Source organism: Streptomyces sp. NPDC034084 (genome assembly GCF_055575535.1).
In genome coordinates this window covers 282,021-303,499 of sequence record NZ_JBVISK010000004.1, presented here as the reverse complement: position 1 = coordinate 303,499, position 21,479 = coordinate 282,021, and the positions used below count along the sequence as shown (strand labels likewise).

Annotated in this window: 24 protein-coding genes; 11 read left to right on the top strand and 13 right to left on the bottom strand. The window is 71.5% G+C overall.

Translation table 11 applies throughout. The features are described from left to right. Position 1 precedes the first annotated feature (1 nt). A complete protein-coding gene (locus ACZ51I_RS16550) occupies positions 2-901 on the top strand; it encodes a PadR family transcriptional regulator (RefSeq protein ID WP_468876186.1) in 900 nt (299 codons plus the stop codon). A gap of 121 nt (positions 902-1,022) precedes the next feature. Here ACZ51I_RS16550 and ACZ51I_RS16545 read toward each other — a convergent pair whose 3' ends face one another. The 3 genes from ACZ51I_RS16545 to ACZ51I_RS16535 all read right to left on the bottom strand — a co-directional run bounded on the left by ACZ51I_RS16545 (position 1,023) and on the right by ACZ51I_RS16535 (position 4,954). Further along, on the bottom strand, positions 1,023-2,405 hold the full coding sequence (locus tag ACZ51I_RS16545; protein ID WP_468876184.1) for a cellulase family glycosylhydrolase: 1,383 nt from the start codon (positions 2,403-2,405) through the stop codon (positions 1,023-1,025). 90 nt (positions 2,406-2,495) lie between these two features. Then, positions 2,496-3,461: a zinc-binding dehydrogenase gene (locus ACZ51I_RS16540; RefSeq protein WP_468876182.1), complete on the bottom strand. Its 966-nt coding sequence runs from the start codon at positions 3,459-3,461 to the stop codon at positions 2,496-2,498. Between the two features lie 281 nt (positions 3,462-3,742). Further along, on the bottom strand, positions 3,743-4,954 hold the full coding sequence (locus tag ACZ51I_RS16535; RefSeq protein WP_468876180.1) for an NAD(P)-dependent malic enzyme: 1,212 nt from the start codon (positions 4,952-4,954) through the stop codon (positions 3,743-3,745). 537 nt (positions 4,955-5,491) lie between these two features. Between ACZ51I_RS16535 and ACZ51I_RS16530 the strand changes: the two genes are divergently transcribed. Genes ACZ51I_RS16530 through ACZ51I_RS16520 form a run of 3 tightly spaced genes read left to right on the top strand, consistent with a single transcriptional unit; the run spans position 5,492 to position 8,194 of the window. Further along, positions 5,492-6,448, top strand: a complete 957-nt coding sequence (locus ACZ51I_RS16530; protein WP_468876178.1) for an ABC transporter substrate-binding protein — start codon at positions 5,492-5,494, stop codon at positions 6,446-6,448. Positions 6,449-6,479: 31 nt separating this feature from the next. Continuing rightward, complete coding sequence (locus ACZ51I_RS16525; RefSeq protein ID WP_468876176.1) at positions 6,480-7,430, top strand: amino acid ABC transporter permease; 951 nt, start codon at positions 6,480-6,482, stop codon at positions 7,428-7,430. Next, positions 7,427-8,194 carry an amino acid ABC transporter ATP-binding protein gene (locus tag ACZ51I_RS16520; protein ID WP_468876174.1) on the top strand — a complete coding sequence of 256 codons (768 nt, stop codon included), beginning with the start codon at positions 7,427-7,429 and terminating at the stop codon, positions 8,192-8,194. The genes ACZ51I_RS16525 and ACZ51I_RS16520 overlap by 4 nt, the downstream gene beginning before the upstream one ends. 77 nt (positions 8,195-8,271) lie before the next feature. Here ACZ51I_RS16520 and ACZ51I_RS16515 read toward each other — a convergent pair whose 3' ends face one another. Next, the gene (locus ACZ51I_RS16515; RefSeq protein WP_468876172.1) at positions 8,272-9,021 is read right to left on the bottom strand and encodes a class I SAM-dependent methyltransferase; all 750 of its coding nucleotides are present in this window, start codon (positions 9,019-9,021) and stop codon (positions 8,272-8,274) included. A 106-nt stretch (positions 9,022-9,127) separates the two neighbouring features. On the opposite strand from ACZ51I_RS16515, the gene ACZ51I_RS16510 reads away from it, so the two are divergent. Next, positions 9,128-9,757: a CGNR zinc finger domain-containing protein gene (locus ACZ51I_RS16510; protein ID WP_468876170.1), complete on the top strand. Its 630-nt coding sequence runs from the start codon at positions 9,128-9,130 to the stop codon at positions 9,755-9,757. On the opposite strand, the gene sodX is transcribed toward ACZ51I_RS16510, so the two are convergent. Continuing rightward, the gene (gene sodX / locus ACZ51I_RS16505) at positions 9,661-10,095 is read right to left on the bottom strand and encodes a nickel-type superoxide dismutase maturation protease (protein ID WP_468876168.1); all 435 of its coding nucleotides are present in this window, start codon (positions 10,093-10,095) and stop codon (positions 9,661-9,663) included. The genes ACZ51I_RS16510 and sodX overlap by 97 nt on opposite strands. A gap of 162 nt (positions 10,096-10,257) precedes the next feature. On the opposite strand from sodX, the gene sodN reads away from it, so the two are divergent. Next, a complete protein-coding gene (sodN, locus tag ACZ51I_RS16500; RefSeq protein WP_030688769.1) occupies positions 10,258-10,653 on the top strand; it encodes a superoxide dismutase, Ni in 396 nt (131 codons plus the stop codon). 60 nt (positions 10,654-10,713) lie between these two features. Here sodN and ACZ51I_RS16495 read toward each other — a convergent pair whose 3' ends face one another. Then, a complete protein-coding gene (locus ACZ51I_RS16495; protein WP_468876165.1) occupies positions 10,714-11,199 on the bottom strand; it encodes a GNAT family N-acetyltransferase in 486 nt (161 codons plus the stop codon). Next, the gene (locus ACZ51I_RS16490) at positions 11,196-12,164 is read right to left on the bottom strand and encodes a LysR family transcriptional regulator (RefSeq protein WP_468876163.1); all 969 of its coding nucleotides are present in this window, start codon (positions 12,162-12,164) and stop codon (positions 11,196-11,198) included. The genes ACZ51I_RS16495 and ACZ51I_RS16490 overlap by 4 nt, the downstream gene beginning before the upstream one ends. Positions 12,165-12,351: 187 nt before the next feature. Here ACZ51I_RS16490 and snpA point away from each other — a divergent pair, with 187 nt between their 5' ends. Next, complete coding sequence (snpA, locus tag ACZ51I_RS16485) at positions 12,352-12,996, top strand: snapalysin (RefSeq protein ID WP_468876161.1); 645 nt, start codon at positions 12,352-12,354, stop codon at positions 12,994-12,996. A 55-nt stretch (positions 12,997-13,051) separates the two neighbouring features. Here snpA and ACZ51I_RS16480 read toward each other — a convergent pair whose 3' ends face one another. The 3 genes from ACZ51I_RS16480 to ACZ51I_RS16470 are packed head-to-tail and all read right to left on the bottom strand — an operon-like array spanning position 13,052 to position 14,386. Further along, on the bottom strand, positions 13,052-13,471 hold the full coding sequence (locus tag ACZ51I_RS16480; protein ID WP_468876159.1) for a DUF6304 family protein: 420 nt from the start codon (positions 13,469-13,471) through the stop codon (positions 13,052-13,054). A gap of 42 nt (positions 13,472-13,513) precedes the next feature. Further along, on the bottom strand, positions 13,514-13,753 hold the full coding sequence (locus ACZ51I_RS16475; RefSeq protein WP_468876157.1) for a hypothetical protein: 240 nt from the start codon (positions 13,751-13,753) through the stop codon (positions 13,514-13,516). Between the two features lie 51 nt (positions 13,754-13,804). Further along, positions 13,805-14,386 (bottom strand): dihydrofolate reductase family protein, encoded by a 582-nt coding sequence (locus tag ACZ51I_RS16470; RefSeq protein WP_468876156.1) that lies wholly within the window; start codon positions 14,384-14,386, stop codon positions 13,805-13,807. Positions 14,387-14,490: 104 nt separating this feature from the next. Here ACZ51I_RS16470 and ACZ51I_RS16465 point away from each other — a divergent pair, with 104 nt between their 5' ends. Beyond that, positions 14,491-15,066 (top strand): TetR/AcrR family transcriptional regulator, encoded by a 576-nt coding sequence (locus ACZ51I_RS16465; protein WP_468876155.1) that lies wholly within the window; start codon positions 14,491-14,493, stop codon positions 15,064-15,066. Between the two features lie 13 nt (positions 15,067-15,079). Here ACZ51I_RS16465 and ACZ51I_RS16460 read toward each other — a convergent pair whose 3' ends face one another. Next, positions 15,080-16,123: a family 2 encapsulin nanocompartment cargo protein polyprenyl transferase gene (locus ACZ51I_RS16460; RefSeq protein ID WP_468876844.1), complete on the bottom strand. Its 1,044-nt coding sequence runs from the start codon at positions 16,121-16,123 to the stop codon at positions 15,080-15,082. A gap of 127 nt (positions 16,124-16,250) precedes the next feature. After that, positions 16,251-17,666 carry a family 2B encapsulin nanocompartment shell protein gene (locus tag ACZ51I_RS16455; RefSeq protein WP_468876153.1) on the bottom strand — a complete coding sequence of 472 codons (1,416 nt, stop codon included), beginning with the start codon at positions 17,664-17,666 and terminating at the stop codon, positions 16,251-16,253. A 254-nt stretch (positions 17,667-17,920) separates the two neighbouring features. Here ACZ51I_RS16455 and ACZ51I_RS16450 point away from each other — a divergent pair, with 254 nt between their 5' ends. Next, positions 17,921-18,511, top strand: coding sequence for an N-acetylmuramoyl-L-alanine amidase (locus ACZ51I_RS16450; protein ID WP_468876151.1), 591 nt, complete (start codon positions 17,921-17,923; stop codon positions 18,509-18,511). A gap of 58 nt (positions 18,512-18,569) precedes the next feature. Then, positions 18,570-19,469 carry a 1-aminocyclopropane-1-carboxylate deaminase/D-cysteine desulfhydrase gene (locus tag ACZ51I_RS16445; protein ID WP_468876149.1) on the top strand — a complete coding sequence of 300 codons (900 nt, stop codon included), beginning with the start codon at positions 18,570-18,572 and terminating at the stop codon, positions 19,467-19,469. On the opposite strand, the gene ACZ51I_RS16440 is transcribed toward ACZ51I_RS16445, so the two are convergent. Then, positions 19,466-21,058 carry a Na+/H+ antiporter gene (locus ACZ51I_RS16440; protein WP_468876148.1) on the bottom strand — a complete coding sequence of 531 codons (1,593 nt, stop codon included), beginning with the start codon at positions 21,056-21,058 and terminating at the stop codon, positions 19,466-19,468. The two genes, ACZ51I_RS16445 and ACZ51I_RS16440, sit on opposite strands and share 4 nt — an antisense overlap. A gap of 40 nt (positions 21,059-21,098) precedes the next feature. Between ACZ51I_RS16440 and ACZ51I_RS16435 the strand changes: the two genes are divergently transcribed. Beyond that, positions 21,099-21,359, top strand: coding sequence for a UBP-type zinc finger domain-containing protein (locus ACZ51I_RS16435; RefSeq protein WP_468876146.1), 261 nt, complete (start codon positions 21,099-21,101; stop codon positions 21,357-21,359). Positions 21,360-21,479: the final 120 nt, after the last annotated feature.

Here is a 21,479-nt window from a genome sequence, read left to right as displayed (position 1 = left end):
CATGCCGCCCGTCTTCGCCCACGGACGCCTCCGCCTGTATCTCCTCAAGCTCCTCGACGAGGCCCCGCGCCACGGGTACGAGGTGATCAGACTCCTGGAGGAGCGCTTCCAGGGGCTGTACGCACCCTCGGCGGGCACGGTCTATCCGCGCCTCGCCAAGCTGGAGGCCGAGGGCCTCGTCACCCACGCCAGCGAGGGGGGCCGGAAGGTCTACTCGATCACCGACGCCGGCCGCGCCGAACTGGCCGGACGCGGCGCCGAACTGGACGACCTGGAGCGGGAGATCCGCGAGTCGGTCTCGGAACTGGCGGCGGAGATCCGCGAGGACGTGCGGGGCGCGGCCGGCCGGGTGCGCAGCGAGATGCGCGCGGCGGCGGGCCGGAGCCGCACGGTGGATCCCCCTTCGTTCGCCGAGGCCAAGGAGGAGCTGCGGCGGGTCGGACAGGAGTGGAAGCAGCAGGCCCGCGAGGCGCGCGAGGAAGCCAGATCGGCGCGGCGCCAGGCGAAGGAGTTCCAGCGGATCGCCCAGCAGGTGCAGGAGGAGGTCCAGGACCGGTTCTCGCGGGGCGACTGGCCCAAGGGGGTCTGGGAGGGGATCTCGGGCATCACCGCCCAGCTGGGGGACCTGGTGGCGGGCACGACCCACCCGAAGGCCGCGTCGCAGGAGCCGTCGTTCACGAAGGCCCCGGCCGGCGAGGGGCCGGAGTGGGCGCGGGACACGACGGGCTCGGGCGACCCGGCCCGTGACCTCGACAGGCTGCTCGACCGCTTCCGCGACCAGATCCGCGACGCGGCCCGCGACCACGGGGTGACCCAGGACCAACTGACGGAGACCCGCCGGCTCTTGTCGACGGCGGCGAGCCGCATCACGGGCCTGCTGAGCCCCGGACGAAAGGACTGACCGAACGACCGGGGCCCCATCGTCCGGACACAGGGCCACCGGGTGAGCGCACCGAGCCGACGGAGGTGGCGCGCGGCAATGAAAGCGCGCCCTCACCCGACGGTCACCCCCGGGGTGACCGTCACCCCCGGGTGACCGTCACCGTCACGCGGGTGCCGGGGGCCGCGAGGATCCAGGCCCTGCCGTGGTCCTTGCGGCGGAGGACGGAGGCGCCGCCACGGGCGGTGACTCGCCAGTCGCCGGGTGGCAGGGAGAGCTCGGTGAGGCGGGGACCGCGCGGGCCGGACGCGTCGTACGAGAGGCGGTAGACCCCGGCCACCGAGTCGTACGCGGCGGAGCGGACCGTGCCGGCGACCGCCTCCGCGTACGGCTCGGCGGTCAGCTCCTTGTTCGTACGGAAGGCTCCGGAGCCGTCGACCGCGCAGTAACCGCCGCCGTAGCACCACACGTAGCCCGCCCAGCCCGAGCTGTAGCGTCCGAGGGAGGCCATGGCCTCGCGGTAGAAGCGGTTCATGTGCGGCAGGGAGTTGTTGAGGGGCCCCCACTCCCCGACGACCACGGGCACCTTGTACTCCTTGGGGTACAGGGTGACGGCCTGCTCGTAGCTCTCGATCCAGCCGGCGGCGGGGTCGTAGTCGGCACCGGCCTCCATGCCGGTGTTGTAGAAGTGCGGGGCGTACACGGTCTTCGGGTCGTCGATCCTGCCCAGTCCGGTGGGCACGCCCTCGCCGACGATCGGGGTCGGCTCGACGAAGACCCAGGCGTCCCGGTCGGCCGAACGGACGGCGTCAGCCAGCCGGTTGTACATCGGGGTGAGCTGGTCCCGTTCGATGCGGCGGGCCGCCGTCGGCAGGTCCTCGCCCTCGCGCGGTTCGCCCATCGGCTCGTTGATCAGGTCGTAGCCGAGCACGGCAGGGTGGTCGTCGAGGCGTTCGGCGAGCACCCGCCACATGCGGGCCTGGGCGCGCCTCAGGTCCTCGTCCTCGTACAGGTGGGTGAAGGCCCGCTGCACGGCGGGCTCGAAGTACTCGGCGAACCAGTCGTCGGGGTGCGGGGTGAAGGGCAGCCCGTCGGTCCTGGTCGCCCAGGCGGGGATCCCCCGGTGGCCGAAGGCGGGTCCGAAGACGTCCTGGTGGGCGTCGACGAGGACCTTGACGTCGTACTTCGCGGCCCAGTCCAGGATGCGTTCGATCTTCCGCAGATAGCGCCGACTGTACTGGCCCGGACGGGGCTCCAGGTCGTCCCAGAAGACGAGCAGGCGGGCGAAGTTGAAGCCGTGGGCCCGCAGGTCGCGGAAGTGCTTCTCGGTGATCGCGGAGAGGGCGGCGTCGCCGCTGTGCGCCTTGTCCTCGACGTTCCAGCCGCGCAGGGTGAGCGCGCGGCCGTGGGGGTCGGTGAGGGCGGGTATCGCGGTCTCGCCGGTCTCCGCCGGCTCCGCGCGGGCGGCGGTCGGGGCGAGCAGGGCGGCGACGACGAGGGTCGCCGCCAGGGCGGTTCGCTTCAAGGAAGACCTCCGGCACGAGGAAGTGAGAGATGTTCACGTTTCGCGTGCCGGAGATCTCATCAGCAGTACTGACCGGTCATCAAGGGGGCGTCACGAGGTCTTCAGGACGATCTTTCCGAAGAGTTCGCCGGAGGCCATCTTCTCGAAGCCCTCCCGCGCCCGGTCCAGCGGCAGGACCTCGTCGATCACCGGCCGGAGGCCCGTCGCCGCGCAGAACGACAGCAGGTCCTCCAGCTCGTCCTTGGAGCCCATCGTCGAGCCGACGACCTTCAGCTCCAGGAAGAAGATCCGGGTCAGCTCGGCGTGCGAGGGCCGGTCGCCGCTCGTGGCACCCGAGATGACGAGCGTGCCGCCGGGCCGCAGCGACTTGACCGAATGCGACCAGGTGGCGGCGCCGACGGTCTCGATGACGGCGTCGACCCGCTGCGGGAGCCGCGCCCCGGGCTCGTAGGCCTCGACGGCGCCGAGCTCGACGGCCCGCTTGCGCTTGGCCTCGTCGCGGCTGGTGGCGAAGACCCGCAGGCCGGCCGCCTTGCCGAGGGCGATCGCGGCGGTGGCGACGCCGCCGCCCGCGCCCTGCACGAGCACGGAGTCGCCGGGGCGCACGCCGGCGTTGGTGAAGAGCATGCGGTAGGCGGTCAGCCAGGCGGTGGGCAGGCAGGCGGCCTCCTCGAAGGAGAGCTCCTTCGGCTTGGGCAGCACGTTCCAGGACGGGACGGACACCCGCTCGGCGAAGGTGCCCTGGTAGCGCTCGGTGAGGATGGACCGCGGCTCGTCCGGGCCGACGCCGTGACCCGTCTGACCGATGACGGAGTGCAGGACGACCTCGTTGCCGTGCTCGTCGATGCCGGCGGCGTCGCAGCCGAGGATCATCGGCAGCTTCTCCTCGGGCAGTCCGACCCCGCGCAGCGACCACAGGTCGTGGTGGTTGAGCGAGGCGGCCTTGACGGTGACGGTGGTCCAGCCGGGACGCGCCTCGGGCTCGGGGCGTTCGCCCAGTTCGAGGCCGTTCAGGGGCTGGTCGCGATCGATTCGGGCGGCGTAGGCAGCGAACATGGCCCCGACCCTAGGGGCCCGCGGTCGGCCGGGGAACCACGCCCCGGTGTGACCCGTGTCGCCTGGACAGCGACGGGTCGTCCCCGTACACCGAACGGCCCAGGAGGCAGAAGCACGCCCATACGCCGAGGGTCCCGGAGGCAGAAGGGCGCCCGTACGCCGAGGGCCCCGGAGGCAGAAGCACGCCCCGTACGCCGAAGGGCCCCGTCCCGGCGTGCGGAACGGGGCCCTTCGGAGTGACCGGGGCGCGTCAGCGGTGGACGCGCCGCCGGTCGAGCGCGTCAGCGGCGCGCGACGCCCTCGGCGCGGGCGGCGGCGGCGACCGCGGCCGCGACGGCCGGGGCGACCCGCTCGTCGAACGGCGACGGGATCACGCAGTCGGCGGACAGCTGGTCGCTGACCACGTCAGCGATCGCGTTGGCCGCGGCGATCTTCATGCCCTCGGTGATCCGGGAGGCCCGGACCTGGAGCGCGCCGGCGAAGATGCCGGGGAACGCGAGGACGTTGTTGATCTGGTTCGGGTAGTCCGAACGGCCGGTCGCCACGACGGCCGCGTACTTGTGCGCGACGTCGGGGTGGACCTCGGGGTTCGGGTTGGCCATGGCGAACACGAAGGCGTTCGGGGCCATGGAGGCGACGGCCGCCTCGGGCACCGTACCGCCGGAGACGCCGATGAAGACGTCCGCGCCGGCCAGGGCGCTCTCCAGGGAGCCGGTGAGGCCCGCCTTGTTGGTGAGCTCGGCGATCTCGCGCTTGACGTCCGTGAGGTCCTCGCGGTCACGGCTGACGATCCCCTTGCGGTCGGCGACGGCGACGTCGCCGAGGCCGGCCTCCAGGAGGAACTTGGCGATGGCCACACCGGCCGCGCCGGCGCCGGAGATGACACCGCGCAGGTCGCCGAGGGTCCGGCCGGTCAGCTTGGCCGCGTTGCGGAGTGCGGCGAGGGTGACGATGGCGGTGCCGTGCTGGTCGTCGTGGAAGACCGGGATGTCGAGGCGCTCCTGGAGCTTGCGCTCGATCTCGAAGCACCGCGGGGCCGAGATGTCCTCCAGGTTCACGCCGCCGAAGGAGGGGGCGAGCCGGACGACCGTCTCGACGATCTCGTCGGTGTCGGTGGTGGCGAGGGCGATCGGGACCGCGTCCACGCCGCCGAACTGCTTGAAGAGGATCGCCTTCCCCTCCATGACCGGGAGGGAGGCCTCCGGGCCGATGTCGCCGAGGCCGAGCACCGCCGTGCCGTCGGTCACGACGGCCACGACCTGGGACTTCCAGGTGTAGTCGTTGACCAGCTCGGGCTGCTCCGCGATCGCGGTGCACACCTTGGCGACGCCGGGCGTGTACGCGAGGGACAGGTCGTCCTTGTCCCGGAGGGGGACGGTGGCCTGCACGGCCATCTTGCCGCCCCGGTGGAGGGCGAAGACAGGATCGAAGGGCTCCTCGGGAGCCCCTTCCGTACCACTGTCACTGCGAGGATTGACGATCTCCGCTGCCATTGGGTTGACCCCTTACAAGTCTGCTTCATTGAGGGTTGGCCGCTCCTGGTGTGGAACGGTGGGCGGGTCCCGCGGCCGCCGTGTCTGGCAGCCGCGCGGGCGCGCCGCACAACGCGCCCTGAGCCCCGGATGAGGGGTGTAAGGATCCTTCTTACCGGACGGACGGCACCGCAGACGAGTCCATATCCGCTCGGTGACACGACTCATACCGAGAGCATCCGGAGGAGGACGGAGAACGACACGTCACCCGATGTCCCGATAGGTCGTCCCCGCACCCGATTGGCGGCCTTCCGCTCGTCCGAATGGCGAGATCAACAGCAGATTTTCCGGTAACAGGGAAGGCATTCCGCAGAAGATCCGGCCTTGATGTACCGGCCTGTCGCGATTTCGGGGTGACCCGTTATCCGATTTTGACATCCGAGGCCGTCGGTTTGTGGCAGTCCGAATGGCAAGATGCCGTAATCACACGAGGTCGCGACACTCGAAGCTGTGTACGTGACCACCTGGCAGCACCTCACACGCCGGAGGAACCCGACCATGACCGCACGCTTCACGCGCTGTACGACCGCCAAGACCCGCACGTCCCGTCTTGCCGCGGTCGCCGCCATCGCGGTCGCCGGCTCGATCCTGCTGACCGCCTGCGGCGACCAGACCGAGAGCGGAGGCTCCTCGACGGAGTCGGGCGCCGCCAGCAAGGCCCCGCTGTTCTCGAAGCTCCCCGCCGACATCCAGAAGGCCGGTGTCATCAAGGTCGGCACGGACGCCTCGTACGCCCCGATGGAGTTCACCGACGGCGGCAAGATCGTCGGTGTCGACCCGGACCTCGGGCAGGCGCTCAGCAAGCAGCTCGGCGTCAGGCTCGAGTTCGTCTCGGGCACCTTCGACGGCCTGATCACCTCGATCTACTCCGGCCGCCAGCAGCTGATCATGTCCTCGATGACGGACAACAAGAAGCGCCAGGAGGGCCTGGACGACAACGGGAAGAAGATCGGCAAGGGCATCGACTTCGTCGACTACTTCAGCTCCGGCGTCTCCCTGCTGGTCAAGAAGGGCAACCCGCAGGGCGTCAACTCCCTCGACGACCTCTGCGGCAAGACCGTCGCCGTCCAGCGCGGCACGATCTACGAGGACACCTTCAAGGCGCAGGCCGCCAAGTGCGGCGACAAGAAGCTGAACATCCAGGCCTTCGACACCGACGCCGAGGCCCAGACCCGCGTGAAGGCCGGCGGCGCGGTCGCCGACCTGAACGACTACCCGGTGGCCGCGTACATCGCGAAGACCTCGGGCGGCGGCAAGGACTTCGAGGTCGTCGGCAGCCAGAGCGACGTCGGCCTCTTCGGCATCGGCGTCTCGAAGGAGAACACCCAGCTGCGCGACGCCGTCAAGGAAGCCCTCGACGCGATCATCAAGGACGGCTCCTACGCCGAGGTCCTGAAGAAGTGGGACGTCGAGGACAGCGCGGTCAAGTCGGCCACCGTCAACGCCGGCAAGTGACCTCTCCTCGTACCACTGAAGGGCAGTCGTCATGACTGACAAGATCAGCAAGGACCCGGCCGCCGCTCCGGCCGGGCCCTCCCCCTCGGGCATCCCGTACGAGGCGATCAAGGCCATCCCCGTGCGGCACTACGGCCGCTGGGTCAGCGCTGTCGTGGTCGTCGTCCTCCTCGGGTGGCTCGCCTACGCCTTCTCCCAGGGCGACGTCGTCTGGGACACGGTGTGGGACAAGGTGTTCGACCCGTCCGTGATCAGCGGCATGTGGAACACCATCATCATCAGCGTCTCCGCCATGGCGCTGGGCCTCGTCCTCGGCATCCTCTTCGCCGTGATGCGGCTCTCCAAGAACCCGGTGACCGGTGCGGTCGCCTGGCTCTACATCTGGTTCTTCCGCGGCACCCCGGTCTACGTCCAGCTGCTCGTCTGGTTCAACCTGTCGTTGATCTTCCACTACATCGACCTCGGGCCGATCTACAAGAACGAGACCGTGGACGTCATGACGCCGTTCATGGTGGCCCTGCTCGGCCTCGGCCTGAACGAGGGCGCCTACATGGCGGAGATCGTCCGCGCCGGCATCCAGTCGGTCGACGAGGGGCAGACCGAGGCGGCGCACGCGCTGGGCATGTCCCAGACGAAGACCATGGGCCGCATCGTGCTCCCGCAGGCCATGCGGGTGATCGTGCCGCCGACCGGCAACGAGTTCATCAACATGCTGAAGACCTCGTCCCTGGTCTCGGCCGTGCAGTACACGGAACTGCTGCGCGCCTCGTCGAACATCGGCAACACGGCCGGTGCCGTGATGGAGATGCTGTTCGTCGCCTCCATCTGGTACCTGGCGCTGACCAGCGTGTTCAGCGTCGGCCAGTACTACCTGGAGCGCCGTTTCGCCCGCGGTTCGACGCGGAACCTGCCGCCCACCCCGTTGCAGCGCGTCAAGGCGAACCTGACCACCTTCAAGCGTTCCCCGGAGGCAACGGCATGACCGGCCAGCCCATGGTCAAGGCGGAGGGCGTCCACAAGTCGTACGGCGCCGCCCACATCCTCCGTGGCATCGACCTCGAAGTGCAGAACGGCGAGGTCTTCTGCCTCGTCGGCCCGTCCGGCTCCGGCAAGTCGACCTTCCTGCGGTGCATCAACCACCTGGAGCGCATCGACGGCGGCCGGCTCTCCGTCGACGGCCAGCTGGTCGGCTACCGGCAGAAGGGCGACAAGCTCTACGAGCTGAAGGACAGCGAGGTCGCGGTCCAGCGCCGTGACATCGGCATGGTCTTCCAGCGCTTCAACCTCTTCCCCCACATGACGGCCCTGGGCAACGTCATGGAGGCGCCCATCCAGGTGAAGGGCGAGTCCAAGGCGGTGGCCCGCGAGCGCGCCGAGCGCCTCCTCGACCGGGTCGGCCTGCGGGACAAGATGGGGAACTACCCGTCCCAGCTCTCCGGCGGCCAGCAGCAGCGTGTGGCCATCGCCCGCGCGCTGGCGATGGAGCCGAAGCTGATGCTCTTCGACGAGCCGACCTCGGCGCTCGACCCGGAGCTCGTGGGTGACGTCCTCGACGTCATGCGGGACCTCGCCGAGTCGGGCATGACGATGATCGTCGTCACGCACGAGATGGGCTTCGCCCGCGAGGTCGGCGACTCGCTGGTCTTCATGGACGGTGGCGTGGTGGTCGAGTCGGGCAACCCGCGCGACGTCCTGGGGAACCCGCAGCAGGACCGGACGAAGGCGTTCCTGTCGAAGGTGCTGTAAGCCGTAAGGGATTCCCGCGGCAGGCACGGAGGGGCGGTACGGGCAGACCCCGTACCGCCCCTTCTCCCGTCTCCCCGCTACTTCACGGCGAGGAGGAGGGTGTCGGAGGGCGAGGCCCAGACCGGCCGGGCCTCGCCGAAGCCGGCGGCGAGGAGGGTGTCGGCGTGCCAGCGCGGGGAGGGCATGTCGCCGTCGGCGTGCTCGCCGTAGATCTCGAAGCGGCGGGCGGTGGGCTCGGCGAGGACGGGGTCCTCGGCGGCGACGGCCCACCACTCGGCCCAGTCGAGGGCCCCGGACTCCTTGGCGCGGTCCATGGCGGCGTGCCGCTGGGCCCGCTCGGCGGCGTTGATACGGGGCGTGGTCTCGTCGATCATGTGGTCGGCGTTCATGAAGACCCCGCCCTCGCGGACGAGACCGGCGAGCTGCCCGTAGAGGGCCGTCAGGGGCTCGCTGTGGAGCCAGTGGAGGGCGGTGGCGGTGAGGACGGCGTCGTACGTGTCGTACGGCAGGCTCCCGGCCCACGCGGGGTCCTTGAGGTCGGCGGTCACGAAGGTGACGCGCTCGTCGCCGGAGAAGGAGCCCTCGGCGATGGCGAGGAGGGCCGGGTCGAGGTCGACGCCGGTGCTGGTCGCGTCGGGGAACCTCCGGAGCAGCCGGCTCGTGATACTCCCCGTACCGCACGCGAGGTCGAGGACGCGGGGCTTCGGCCCCACCAGGGCCTCGACCATGTCGAGCATCACGCGGAACCGCTCCTCACGGTCCGGCATGTACCACTCCTGCTGACGGTCCCAGCTCTGCTGCCAGGCCGCCCAGTCGGTTCCGGTCATGGTCGTTCCTCCCCGCGTACGTCACATCGTTTGTAATACCCTCGAAGGGGACACAGGCGTTACCCCTTCCGACCGAGACACTAGCCCGCCGAAGTAAGGACTACAAGTGGAATTGGCCCATTACTCGGACTTCGCCGTACGTCTGGTCAACACCGAGGAGCCGGCCCGCAACAAGGACGCCCTGACCTCGGTCGAGGTGCTCCGGGACCTCTTCGGCCCCGCCACCCAGATGGCGCGGAGGGTCACGGAGGCGGACCTGCCCCGCTTCCGCACGGTGCGAGCCCGGCTGCGGGCGGTCTTCGCGGCGGCCGACGACGGCGACCACACGGGCGCGGTGGACCTGCTGAACTCGCTCCTCCTCGAGTTCCCTGTCAGCCCGCAGATCTCCGGTCACGACACCCTCGACGAGGAGGGCCGGCCGCGGTGGCACATGCACCTCGCCGACCACTCCTCGAACGCGACCGCGGGCTACGCCGCCATCTCGGCGATGGGCCTCGCCTTCCACCTGACGGAGTTCGGCGCGGACCGGCTCGGCCTCTGCCAGGCGCCGCCCTGCCGCAACGCCTACCTGGACACGTCCACCAACCGCTCCCGCCGCTACTGCTCGGACCGCTGCGCGACCCGGGCCAACGTGGCGGCCTACCGGGCCCGCAAGCGTCTGGAGGCCGAGCGCTCGGACCACACCGGCCTGACCGAGGACACGATCCAGGAGAGCAGCGCCCCGGCCGACCGCTGACGCCCCGGGGTCACCGGCCGGTACCGCGCCCACACCCGCCCGAGAACCAGCTCGGGCGGTACGGCCCCGAAGACCCGGCTGTCCCCCTCGGCGTCCGGGTTGTCCCCCAGCACCCACCAGCCGCCGTCACGTCGCTCGATCAGGCGCTTGACGATGAGCAGATCCTGCTGGAGCGGGTGCCGCAGCACGGCCACGCACCCGGCCCGCGGGCGCGCCCCGTACCGCACGAGCAGCTGGTCGCCGTGCAACAGCGTGGGCACCATCGACACCCCCGTCACCTCGGCGATCCCGAACGGGGCACCCGCCTCCGCCACCCGCTCCCGCCCCGATCCCGTCATCCGGCACCTCCCGATCCGCTCCTGCGTCGGCTCGTCCACTCGTACACGAGTCCCATGGTGACCCTGGACTTTTGACCTAAGCCCCAGGGGGCGCCCGCGAAAACGCCCTTCTCACCGAGTAATGTCGCACCTGAGAAGACGATCACGAGGAAGGACGGCTCAATGCTCTCCCGCCTGTTTGCCCCCAAGGTGAAGGTCAGCGCCCACTGCGACCTCCCGTGCGGTGTGTACGACCCGGCCCAGGCCCGCATCGAGGCCGAGTCCGTCAAGGCTGTCCAGGAGAAGTACCTGGCCAACGACGACCCGCACTTCCGCGCCCGCGCCACGGTCATCAAGGAGCAGCGCGCGGAGCTCGCCAAGCACCACGTCTCGGTGCTCTGGAGCGACTACTTCAAGGCCCCGCACTTCGAGAAGTACCCCGAGCTCAACCAGCTGGTCAACGACACCCTGAAGGCCCTCTCGGCCGCCAAGGCGTCGACGGACCCGAAGACGGGCGAGAAGGCGCTGGAGCTCATCGCCGAGATCGACCGCATCTTCTGGGAGACCAAGAAGGCCTGACCTTCCCACTCCCGTTCCGGAGGGGCACGACCATGGACGGTCGTGCCCCTCCGGGCGTTTCTACGCCTCCGTCGGGAGGGAGTAGCGGCGCTTCTCCTTGGACGTGGCGCCCAGACGGTCGTAGAAGCGGATCGCGTTCTCGTTCCAGACGGGGGTCTGCCACTGGAGTTCGGGGAGGCCGAGGGTGCGGGCCTCGGTGCGGACCGCCTCCATCAGGAGGGGGCCGAGGCCGTGGCCGCGGGAGGTCTCCGTGAGGTAGAGGCAGTCCATGTGGAGGTACTCCGTGCCGTCCCAGGTGGAGAGTTCCGGGGCGCAGGTGGCGTACCCCGCGAGGGTGCCGTCGGGGAGGGCGGCGACGAGGCAGCGCAGGCGGGGCCGTTCGGCGGCGAAGAGGAGGCCGGCGAGGCGGTCCGCGAGGCCGGGGGCCGGGGGCGCGGACTTCTCGTAGGCCGCGTGCTCGGCGATGAGTTCCACGACCCGGGGCAGGTCCTCGGGGCGCGCGTGGCGTACCTCTGCGCGGGCGGGATCTTCCTCGCGTTCGCTCATACGGTCATCATGCACGGTCCCACCGACAGCGTGGCCGTCGCGCCCTGGCGGCGGAGCCACTCGCGATACGGGGCCGCCCGCAGGGCCACCTCCCGGTAGGCCGCCGCGAGTTCGGCGTACAGCACGTCCAGGGGCGCTCCCGGGCGCCCGTACAGCAGGAGCCGGACGGCCAGCGGGTCGCCGCGCAGGGGCCGGATGGCCATGTCGTCGCGCGGGACCGAGGTGGGCTGGCAGGGGGCGACGGCCTCGCCGAGGGCGACGAGCGAGGCGGCCGTGTGGTAGTCGCCGTGCAGCAGGGGCGGGTCGATGCCGGCGGCGCCGTGGATCCGCCGGAGGCCGTCCCATTCGCCGTCGACGGTCGGGTCGACCATCCAGTGGTCGGTGGCGAGGTCGGCGAGGTCCACGACGGAGCGGGTGGCGGCCGGGTGGTCGCGGGCCATGGAGATGAACTGCGGTTCGCGGTCGACCAGGACCCGGCCGGTGAGGCCCTCGGGGACCCGCAGCGGGCTGCCCTCGACCTCGTGCACGAAGGCCACGTCGAGCTGCCCGGCGGCGACCGTGTGCAGCAGCGCGTGGGCGGAGACGTCCACGCGGAGGCCGACGTCCGTGCCGGGCAGCCGCTGCCGGAGCCGGCGCAGCCAGCCCGGGAGCGCCCGGCTCGCGGTGGAGCCGACGCGGAGTCCGGGTCCGTCGGCGCGGGCGGCCGCGGCCCGGGTCTCGGTGACGAGTGCGGCCATGTCGGCGACGAGGGGACGGGCCCGAAGGAGCAGGGAGCGGCCGAGGGGGGTGGGGCGGCAGCCGGTGCGGCCGCGGGAGAAGAGTTCGGCGCCGAGGGAGTTCTCGATCCGGCGGAGCTGGGTGGTCAACGAGGGCTGGCTCATGCCCAGTTGCCGGGCCGCCTTGTGCAGACTGCCCGTGTCCGCGATGGCGCAGAGCGCGCGCAGATGTCTCACCTCCAGCTCCATGCCCCCGAGGGTAGGGCGGCTCCCGGAGTCGCACCAGACGTCCGCAACCCCTCAATCACCTTCGATTGCAAGGGCGTTGGCGAGGGGACGGGTGGGGTGATGCGGTGGGGCTATCGGCTGTTGGCATCATCCCCGCGCGGGCCGGCTCCCCCGAGACTCTCCCCGACCCCAACAGGAGGAGCCCCCCATGCGTCACCCCAAGGTCCTCACCTCCGTGCTGACCGCCGCCCTCGGCCTCGGTCTCGCCGCCTCTCTCGGTACGGCCCCGGCGGCAGCGGTCGGCACGCCCACCGCCGGCAACGCCGCCGTGGCGTACGCCGGTTCGGCCGAGGAGGCCAAGGCCAACCAGGCCTTCTTCGACGCCGTCGTGAAGTCGGTCGCGAAGAAGCGGGCCGCCACCCCCGGCGCGACCGCCGTCACCGTCGTCTACAGCGCCGCCAACGCGCCGAGCTTCCGTACCCAGATCGCCCGCTCCGCGCAGATATGGAACAGCTCGGTGGTGAACGTCCGGCTCGTCGAGGGCAGCAACCCGGACTTCGCGTACTACGAGGGCAACGACTCCCGCGGCTCGTACGCCAGCACCGACGGCCACGGCAGTGGCTACATCTTCCTCGACTACCGGCAGAACCAGCAGTACAACTCGACCCGTGTCACGGCCCACGAGACCGGGCACGTCCTCGGTCTCCCGGACCACTACAGCGGCCCGTGCAGCGAGTTGATGTCGGGTGGCGGCCCGGGCACGTCCTGCCAGAACGCGCAGCCGAACGCGCAGGAGCGCTCCCGCGTCGACCAGCTCTGGCGTTACGGTCTCGCGTCGGCGTTCAAGAGCTGACGCGAGGCCAGGTAGGCGGCGGCGCCCCCTCCCCGGGGCGCCGCCGTCCCGTGTCTCAGGCGGCCTGGAGGAGCCTGCGGCCGAAGTCCGCGCCGGGCGGCAGCTGGCGCCTCACCCGGTCGAGGGCGCCCTCGAAGTCACCCCCCGCGACGCACGCCTCGAAGGCCGTGCCTCCGTAGTGCAGCGTCAGGCTGAGGTCGGCGCGCTCGCCGAGGGTCAGCAGGCAGGCGAGCGTGGCCTGCTGGGAGACGCCGTCCACGACGACGGGAAGGGGCAGGTCCCACTCCAGGACGCAGCCGGTGAGGGCCGGCCCTCCCTCGTCGGCGGCACTGAGCGCGGCGAAGCCCTCGCCCGTGTACTCGATCCCCCTGATCCGGGTGGCGACGCGCCGCCCGTCGGCCGTGATGACGATCGCTTCCGCGCCGCTGCGGTCCCGGTACCAGCCGGTCCAGACTTCCGTCGACTCCGATGACATGCGCGGACTGTAGCGGTATGACCGGCTCCTCCGCGCGCCCGGTCACCCCGGGGCCGGACTTCTCCCGATCTCGCCGTTCTTGCCGGTCACGTACGCGGTGGCGGCTTCCGCCCCCTCGTGGAGCGGGCACTGCGGATTGCGGCACGGCTGCACTTCCCACTCCGGCACCCAGGCCCCGAGGACCTTGTGCCGGGTGGCGAGCACGGTGAGCGGTCCACCGCAGGCCGGGCAGTGACGCTCGGCCAAGGGGTCCCGCGTCGTGCGAGGCGTCTCCTCACCCATGCGTCCAGGGTAGGACGCCCCGCGCGACGCCGCCTGCCGCACCACCGCCGGCTACCGCTTCCTGGTGTAGGTACGGACGAGCACGCCGTTGCCGAAGGTGCGGACGTCGCCGAGCTCGAAGTCCCGGGGCTCGAAGCCGGCGCCGAACATCGGCATGCCGGTGCCGTACACCTGCGGGTAGGTCTTGATGATCAGCTCGTCGATCTCCTCGATGAGCTCGCCCGCGATGGTGGAGCCACCACAGAGCCAGATGCCCAGGGGGCTGTCCTCGGCCTTGAGCTCGCGGACGCGGCCGACGAGGTCGTAGGCGATCAGCTCGACGTTGGGGTGGGGCGACTCGGCGAGCGAGCGGGTGACCACGAACTCGCGCAGGTGGTTGTACGGGCTGGTGACGCCGATGTCGAGGGCGAGCTGGTACGAGCGCCTGCCCTGGATGAGGGTGTCGTAGTGCCTGTTCTCGGCGTCGACCCCGAACATCTCCCGCGCCTGCGTCGGGATGGTCTCGGGGTACTCGGCGCTCATGGCCGCCATGTACTCCCCGGTGGAGAACGTGAACATGGAGGTGGCGTCGCCCTCGGGGTCGCCGATGAAGCCGTCGATGGTGCAGGCGATGTAGTACGTGAGCTTGCGCAAACCGGTCCTCTTCGTCCTGGAGACGCGGCTGCCCTCGCAACCACGACAGTTATAGTGCTTCACCTGTAGTGGTTACGCAAGGCATTTCTTCGAGGGAGTCCGACGTGGCACGAAATCCGGAACGCCGTGTGAACCTGCTCGACGCCGCGATCGAGGTCCTGGCAGACGAAGGCGCCCGCGGGCTGACCTTCCGGGCGGTCGACGCCCGGGCGGGGGTCCCCACGGGCACCTCGTCCAACTACTTCAGCGACCGGGACCAGCTGCTCTCCCAGGTCGGCGACCGGATCTTCGTCCGGCTGACCCCGGCCCCGGACGACGCGGCGGCCGCCCTGCGACCCACCCCCAGCCGGGAGCTGGTGCTCGACCTGATGCGCTGGATCGCCCGGCGGCTCGCCGCCGAGCGCACCTGCTACCTCGGGCTCTTCGAACTCCGCCTCGAAGCAGTCCGCCGGCCCGAGCTGAGGACCCAGCTCACCCGGGTGCTCCGCGCCGACCTGGACGCGAACATCCAGGGGCACCTCGCCGCCGGCATGCCCGGGGACGCGGACACGGTCCGGCTGCTCTACTTCGCCCTCACCGGGCTGCTCCTCGACCACTTCACCGTCCCCGGCCTCCTCGGCGACCGGGACCTGGACGACCTGATCGAGACCGTGGTCAACCGGATCGTCCCCGACATGTGAGGACCACGTGCCGTCAGCGCGTACGGCGCGTGACGAACTCCGCGAGGGCGAGCAGGTCCTCGGCCGCGGCCAGGTCCGGCACCGCCTGCGCCAGGTGTTCGACGGCGCGGCCCATGCGCTCGGCCGCCTGGGCCTGCGCCCAGTCGCGGCCGCCGGCCCGCTCGACGGCGTCCGCCGCCGCCCGTACCGCCGCCGCGTCGAGGGCGGGACGGGAGTACAGCTCGGCCAACTCCTCCCCGGCGGGGGTGCCGGAGGTGAGCGCCGCCACCACGGGCAGCGACTTCTTGTGGGCGACGAGGTCGGCGCCGGCCGGCTTCCCCGTGCGGGCCGGGTCGCCCCAGATGCCGATGAGGTCGTCGATCAGCTGGAAGGCGAGGCCGGCCTCCCGGCCGAAGGCGTCCATCGCCGCGACCTCCTCCTCCCCCGCGCCCGCGTAGAGGGCGCCGAGGGCGCAGGAACAGCCGAGCAGGGCACCGGTCTTGGCGGTCGCCATGGCCAGGCACTCGTCCAGGGAGACCTCGTGCGGCTCGCGCTGCTCGAAGGCGCAGTCCGCCTGCTGGCCGGCGCAGAGCTCGATGATGCAGGCGGCGAGGCGCGCGGAGGCCGCGGGGGAGGCCGGGTGGGGGTCCTCGGCGAGCAGCCGCAGGGCCAGCGCGCTCATCGCGTCACCGGCCATGAGGGCGTCCGGAATGCCGAAGACGGTCCAGGCGGTGGGCCGGTGCCGCCGGGTCGGGTCCTCGTCGACGATGTCGTCGTGGAGCAGGGTGAAGTTGTGCGCGAGCTCCACCGCCGCGGCGGCCTTCACGGCCCGGGTCTCGTCGGCACCGAGGGCGCGGGCCGCCGCGAGGACCAGGGCGGGCCGGATCGCCTTGCCCGGCTGCCCCGCGTCCGGGGTGCCGTCGGCGCGCTCCCAGCCGAAGTGGTACATCGCCACCCGCCGTATGGAGCCCGGCAGGGACTCGACGGTCGAGCGCAGTTGGGGATGGACGGCGGTACGCGTCCGGTCCAGGAGCGTCACGGCCCCCTGGCCGTCGGCGACGGCATCCGCGCTGGTCATGGTCACGGTCATTTCCTTCGCATCCTTCGCGGCGGTCTTCCGCCGGCGCGAACCGGGCGTGCCGGGGCCGTGCCCGGAAGCGCCCGGGGGCGGGCGGGTTCGGCTCCCGCCCCCGGGCGCCGCCGGCTCAGCGCCAGCGGCTGACCTCGACGTTCTCCAGGACACCGAGGGCGTCCGGGACGAGGATCGCCGCCGAGTAGTAGGCAGTGACCAGGTAGGAGATGATCGCCTGCTCGTCGATGCCCATGAAGCGGACGGAGAGGCTGGGCTCGATCTCGTCGGGGAGGCCGGTCTGGTGCAGACCGATCACGCCCTGGTCGGCCTCGCCGGTACGCATGCAGATGATCGAGGTGGTCCGGGCGTCCGAGACCGGGATCTTGTTGCACGGGTAGATCGGCACACCGCGCCAGGTCGGGATGCGGTTCCCCGCGATGTCGATCGTCTCGGGCACCAGGCCGCGCTTGTTGAGCTCGCGGCCGAAGGCGGCGATGGCACGCGGGTGGGCGAGGAACATCTTGGAGCCCCGGCGGCGGGAGAGCAGCTCGTCCATGTCGTCCGGGCTGGGGGCGCCGTCGTGCGGCTGGAGCCGCTGCCCGTAGTCGCAGTTGGAGAGGAGGCCGAACTCCTTGTTGTTGATGAGCTCGTGCTCCTGGCGCTCGCGGAGCGCCTCGACCGTGAGCCGCAACTGCTGCTCGGTCTGGTTCATCGGCTGGTTGTAGAGGTCCGCGACGCGGCTGTGGACCTTCAGCACGGTCTGGGCGACGCTCAGCTCGTACTCGCGGGGCGAGGCGTCGTAGTCGACGTAGGTGTGCGGGACGACCGCCTCGCCGACGTGGCCGGCGGAGAGGTCGATGGCGGCCTCGCCGTAGTTGTTGGTGCGCTGGTCGGGCAGCGCCGCCACGCCCGCGAGGTGGGCGGCGAGCGAGCCGGCCCGCTCCGCGAGGTTCCGTACGTCGTCCCGGGTGAGCTCCAGGACCGTACAGGCGGTGGCGGCCCGCGCGGTCCAGTCCCAGGTGGCGTCCTCCCTGATCAGGGCGGCTTCACCGAGGTAGGCGCCGTCGGCGAGGACGCCGAGCACGGCCTCGTCGCCGTAGGGCCCCTCACCGATCTGCTCGATGCGGCCGTGCGCGAGGAGGTGCACCCGGTCGGTGGGGGCGCCCGCGACGGCGATGATCTCGCCCGCCGCGTACTCCCGCTGAATGCAGCGGGCCGCGAGCTCGATCAGCGCGCCCTCGTCCTCGTAGCCGCGCAGCGCCGGGAGTTCGCCGAGTTCGGCGGGGATGACCGCGACGCGTTCTCCGGTCTGGACGAAGGTGACGCGGCCGTCACCCACGGAGTAACTGAGCCTCCGGTTCACCCGGTACGTGCCGCCCTGCACCTGGACCCACGGCAGCGTCCGCAGCAGCCACCGGGAGGTGATCTCCTGCATCTGCGGAGCCGACTTGGTGGTCGTGGCGAGGTTCCGCGCGGCGGCGGTGCCGAGACTCTGCTGCGGGGCCTGCTGCTCCGCGCGGACCTCGTCGCCAACCGAACCAACGGACATGGAACTCCCTCTCGTATGACTGAGTTGCGAGAGAGAGCCTTTCAGTACGGAGTGTGTCGGCGCCATTACACATTCGGGTGGGACTGTTCGACGATCTTCGGGGCATGTCCCGTTTTTTCCAGCCGAACAGCTCAGCCCCACGCGTCTCCTGACGAACTGTCCGGATCGGCTCGCACACGGTCCGAACGGATGGCAGCGGAGTGGCGGACTCCGGTACTCCGGAGGCTCACCCCGTCCTCCGGAAGGAGTCGGTCATGGCCACACCCATGTCCGCGAACAGGTTCCTCGGCGCGCTGCGCGGCGAGGGCCTCGCGGTCGTCCAGGTCGGCGACTGGTCCACCCACAACCGCAACCACAAGGGCCCCTGGGGCCCGGTGCACGGCGTGATGATCCACCACACCGTGACCCGCGGCACCGCTCGCACCGTCCAGCTCTGCCGGGACGGTCACCAGGCCCTGCCCGGACCGCTCTGCCACGGCGTGATCGCCAAGGACGGCACGGTGCACCTCGTCGGCTACGGGCGCGCCAACCACGCCGGGCTCGGCGACGACGAGGTCCTCCGGGCGGTCATCGCCGAGCGGCGGCTGCCGCCGGACGACGAGGCCACGACGGACGGCAACCGGCACTTCTACGGCTTCGAGTGCGAGAACCTCGGCGACGGCGAGGACCCCTGGCCGAAGGTCCAGCTGGAGGCGATCGCGAAGGCGGCGGCGGCGCTCTGCCGGGTGCACGGCTGGACGCACCGCTCGGTCATCGGGCACCTGGAGTGGCAGCCGGGGAAGGTGGACCCGCGCGGGTTCACGATGGCGTCGATGCGGGAGCGCGTCGCCGACCTGCTGCGCTGACCCGGGGCGACCGCCGGCCCTCCGCGCGGGTCTCCCGAGGGGCGGCGAGAATGGCCCGGTGAACGCGTTCGACCCGTCCCGGCTGCGGCCCCGGCTCCCCTCGCCCCTGGATCCGGTGGAGGACGAGCGCTTCGCCCGGCGCGGCCTCACGCTGCTGCTGAAGCGCGAGGACCTCATCCACCCCGACCTGCCCGGCAACAAGTGGCGCAAGCTCGCGCTCAACCTGCGCGAGGCGGCCGGGCGGCCCGTGCTCACCTTCGGCGGCGCGTACTCGAACCACCTGCGCGCGACGGCCGCCGCCGGCCGGCTGCTCGGCTTCCCGACGGTCGGGGTGGTCCGCGGCGACGAGCTGGCCGGGCGCCCGCTCAACCCCTCCCTCGCGCGGTGCGCGGCGGACGGGATGCGACTGGAGTTCGTGGACCGGGCCACGTACCGCGCGAAGAACGAGCCGGCGACGCTCGCGGCGCTCCTGGAAGGGGCCCCCGCGGGCGCGTACGTCGTGCCGGAGGGCGGCAGCAACACGCTCGCCGTCCGCGGCTGCGTGGAGCTGGGCCGCGAGCTGGCCGGGGCGGCGGACACGGTCGCGGTCGCCTGCGGCACGGGCGGCACCCTGGCGGGGCTCGCGGCCGGTCTCGCTCCCGGGCAGAAGGCGCTGGGCGTCCCGGTGCTCAGGGGGGGCTTCCTCGGCGGGGAGGTCCGGGCCCTCCAGGCGGCGGCCTTCGGCGGCCCGCGCGGCGACTGGTCCCTGGACGAGCGTTTCCACTGCGGGGGCTACGCGCGCGTACCCCCCGCCCTGGAGGCGTTCGCACAGGACTTCGAGGCGCGGCATGAACTCGCCATCGAGCGACTGTATGTGGCCAAAATGCTGTACGCCCTGACGACCCTGGCGGAGGAGGGTGCCTTCCCCCGGGGCACCCGGCTCGCGGCGGTGATCACGGGCGCGCCGGAGGCCTCCTAGTCGGCCTCCCGGTATGCGGCCGCCTCTTCCAGGTCGAGGCGGCGGAGCAGTGTACGCAGCATCTCGTCGTCGATCCGGCGGGCGTCGCGCAGCTGTACGAAGACCTCGCGCTCGGCGTCGATCATCTCCCGCGAGAGGCGCCGGTACGTGTCGTCGGCGGTCTCTCCGGTGACCTCGTTGACCGCGCCGAGGCGCTCCCAGACGGCGTTGCGGCGCCGTTCCAGGACCGTGCGCAGCCGGTCCGCGAGGGGTTGCGGGAGGGCGTTGCGCTCGTCGGCGAGGAGCGCGTCGAGGCGTTCCTCGGCGGCTCGTGAGGCCTCGCTCTGGGCCTGCGCCTCGGCCAGGGTCTCGGCGTACCGGTCGCGTCCGGGGAGCTTCAGGAACCGGATCAGGGGCGGCAGGGTGAGGCCCTGTACCACGAGGGTGCCGATCACGGTGGTGAAGGTGAGGAACAGGACGAGGTTCCGCGCCGGGAACTCCTCCCCGTCGGTGACGACGGGGATGGAGAAGGCGATGGCCAGGGAGACCACACCGCGCATGCCGGCCCAGCCGACGACGAGCGGCGCCCGCCAGTCCACCTCCGGCTCCCGCTCCCGGATGCCCGTGGACATCCAGCGGGGCAGGAAGGTCGCCGGGTAGACCCAGACGAAGCGGACGGCGACCACGGCGACGAAGACCCCGCCCGCGTACCAGGCCGCCTCTCCGATGCCGTACCGCCCGAGTCCCTGGACGACGTACGGCAGCTGGAGGCCGATCAGGGCGAAGACGGCCGACTCCAGGACGAAGGCGACCATCTTCCAGACGGCCTCCTCCTGAAGCCGTGTCGCGAAGTCGACCTTCCAGGCCTTGTGACCGAGGAAGAGGCCGACCACGACGACGGCGAGCACGCCCGAGGCGCCGACCTCCTCGGCCGCCGCGTACGCGATGAACGGGATGAGCAGGGACAGGGTGTTCTGGAGCAGCGCCTCGCGCAGATGGGTGCGGAGCCAGTGGATCGGGACCATCAGGACCAGGCCGACGCCGATGCCGCCGACCGCCGCGAGCGCGAACTCCCCGAGGCCGCCGGCCCAGCTGACCCCCTCGCCGACGGCGGCCGCGAGCGCGACCTTGTACGCGGTGATCGCGGTGGCGTCGTTCACGAGGGACTCGCCCTGGAGGATCGTGGTGATCCGGTTCGGCAGGCCGAGCCTGCGGGCGATGGCGGTGGCGGCGACCGCGTCCGGCGGCGCGATCACGGCGCCGAGTACGAGGGCGGCGGTGAGCGGCAGGTCGGGCACGAGGACGTACGCGAGCCAGCCCACGGCCGCGGTGGCGAAGAGGACGTACCCGACGGAGAGCAGCGCGACCGGCCGGATGTTGGCCCGCAGGTCGAGGTAGGAGGAGTCGAGGGCGGCCGTGTAGAGGAGCGGGGGCAGGATCAGCGGCAGCACGATGTGCGGGTCGAGGGTGTAGTCGGGGACGCCCGGCAGGTAGGAGGCGGCGAGGCCGGCCGCGACCAGGAGCAGCGGGGCGGGCACCGGGGTCCTGCGGGCGAACCCGGCCACGGCGGCGCTCGCCGCCACCAGTGCCACCAGCTGCAAAGCGTCCATGCCCCGTCCCCGTTCCGCACCACCACGTACCCTGCACATCATGAGCGAGTGCCCCCACGTAGCCGAAATGCCGCGCCCCGAACCGGTGCCGCTGGCCGACACCTGTCCCGAGTGCCTGGCGGACGGCACGCACCCGGTCCAGCTGCGGCTCTGCCTGACCTGTGGGCACGTGGGCTGCTGCGACTCCTCGGCGGGGCGGCACGCGACGGCGCACTTCTCCTCGACCGGTCATCCGGTGATGCGGACCTTCGAGCCGGGCGAGGCGTGGCGCTGGTGCTTCGTCGACGGTGCGATCGTCTGACGTTCTCGGCCCCCGTGGTCGGGGACGGTCCGTGTCGTCACGGACGGTTCGACGGCCCGGACGCTGGGTACGTCACCCCTCCGCGGGTCTCCGCGGCTGCCCGGGCGGGGGTGAGGAACC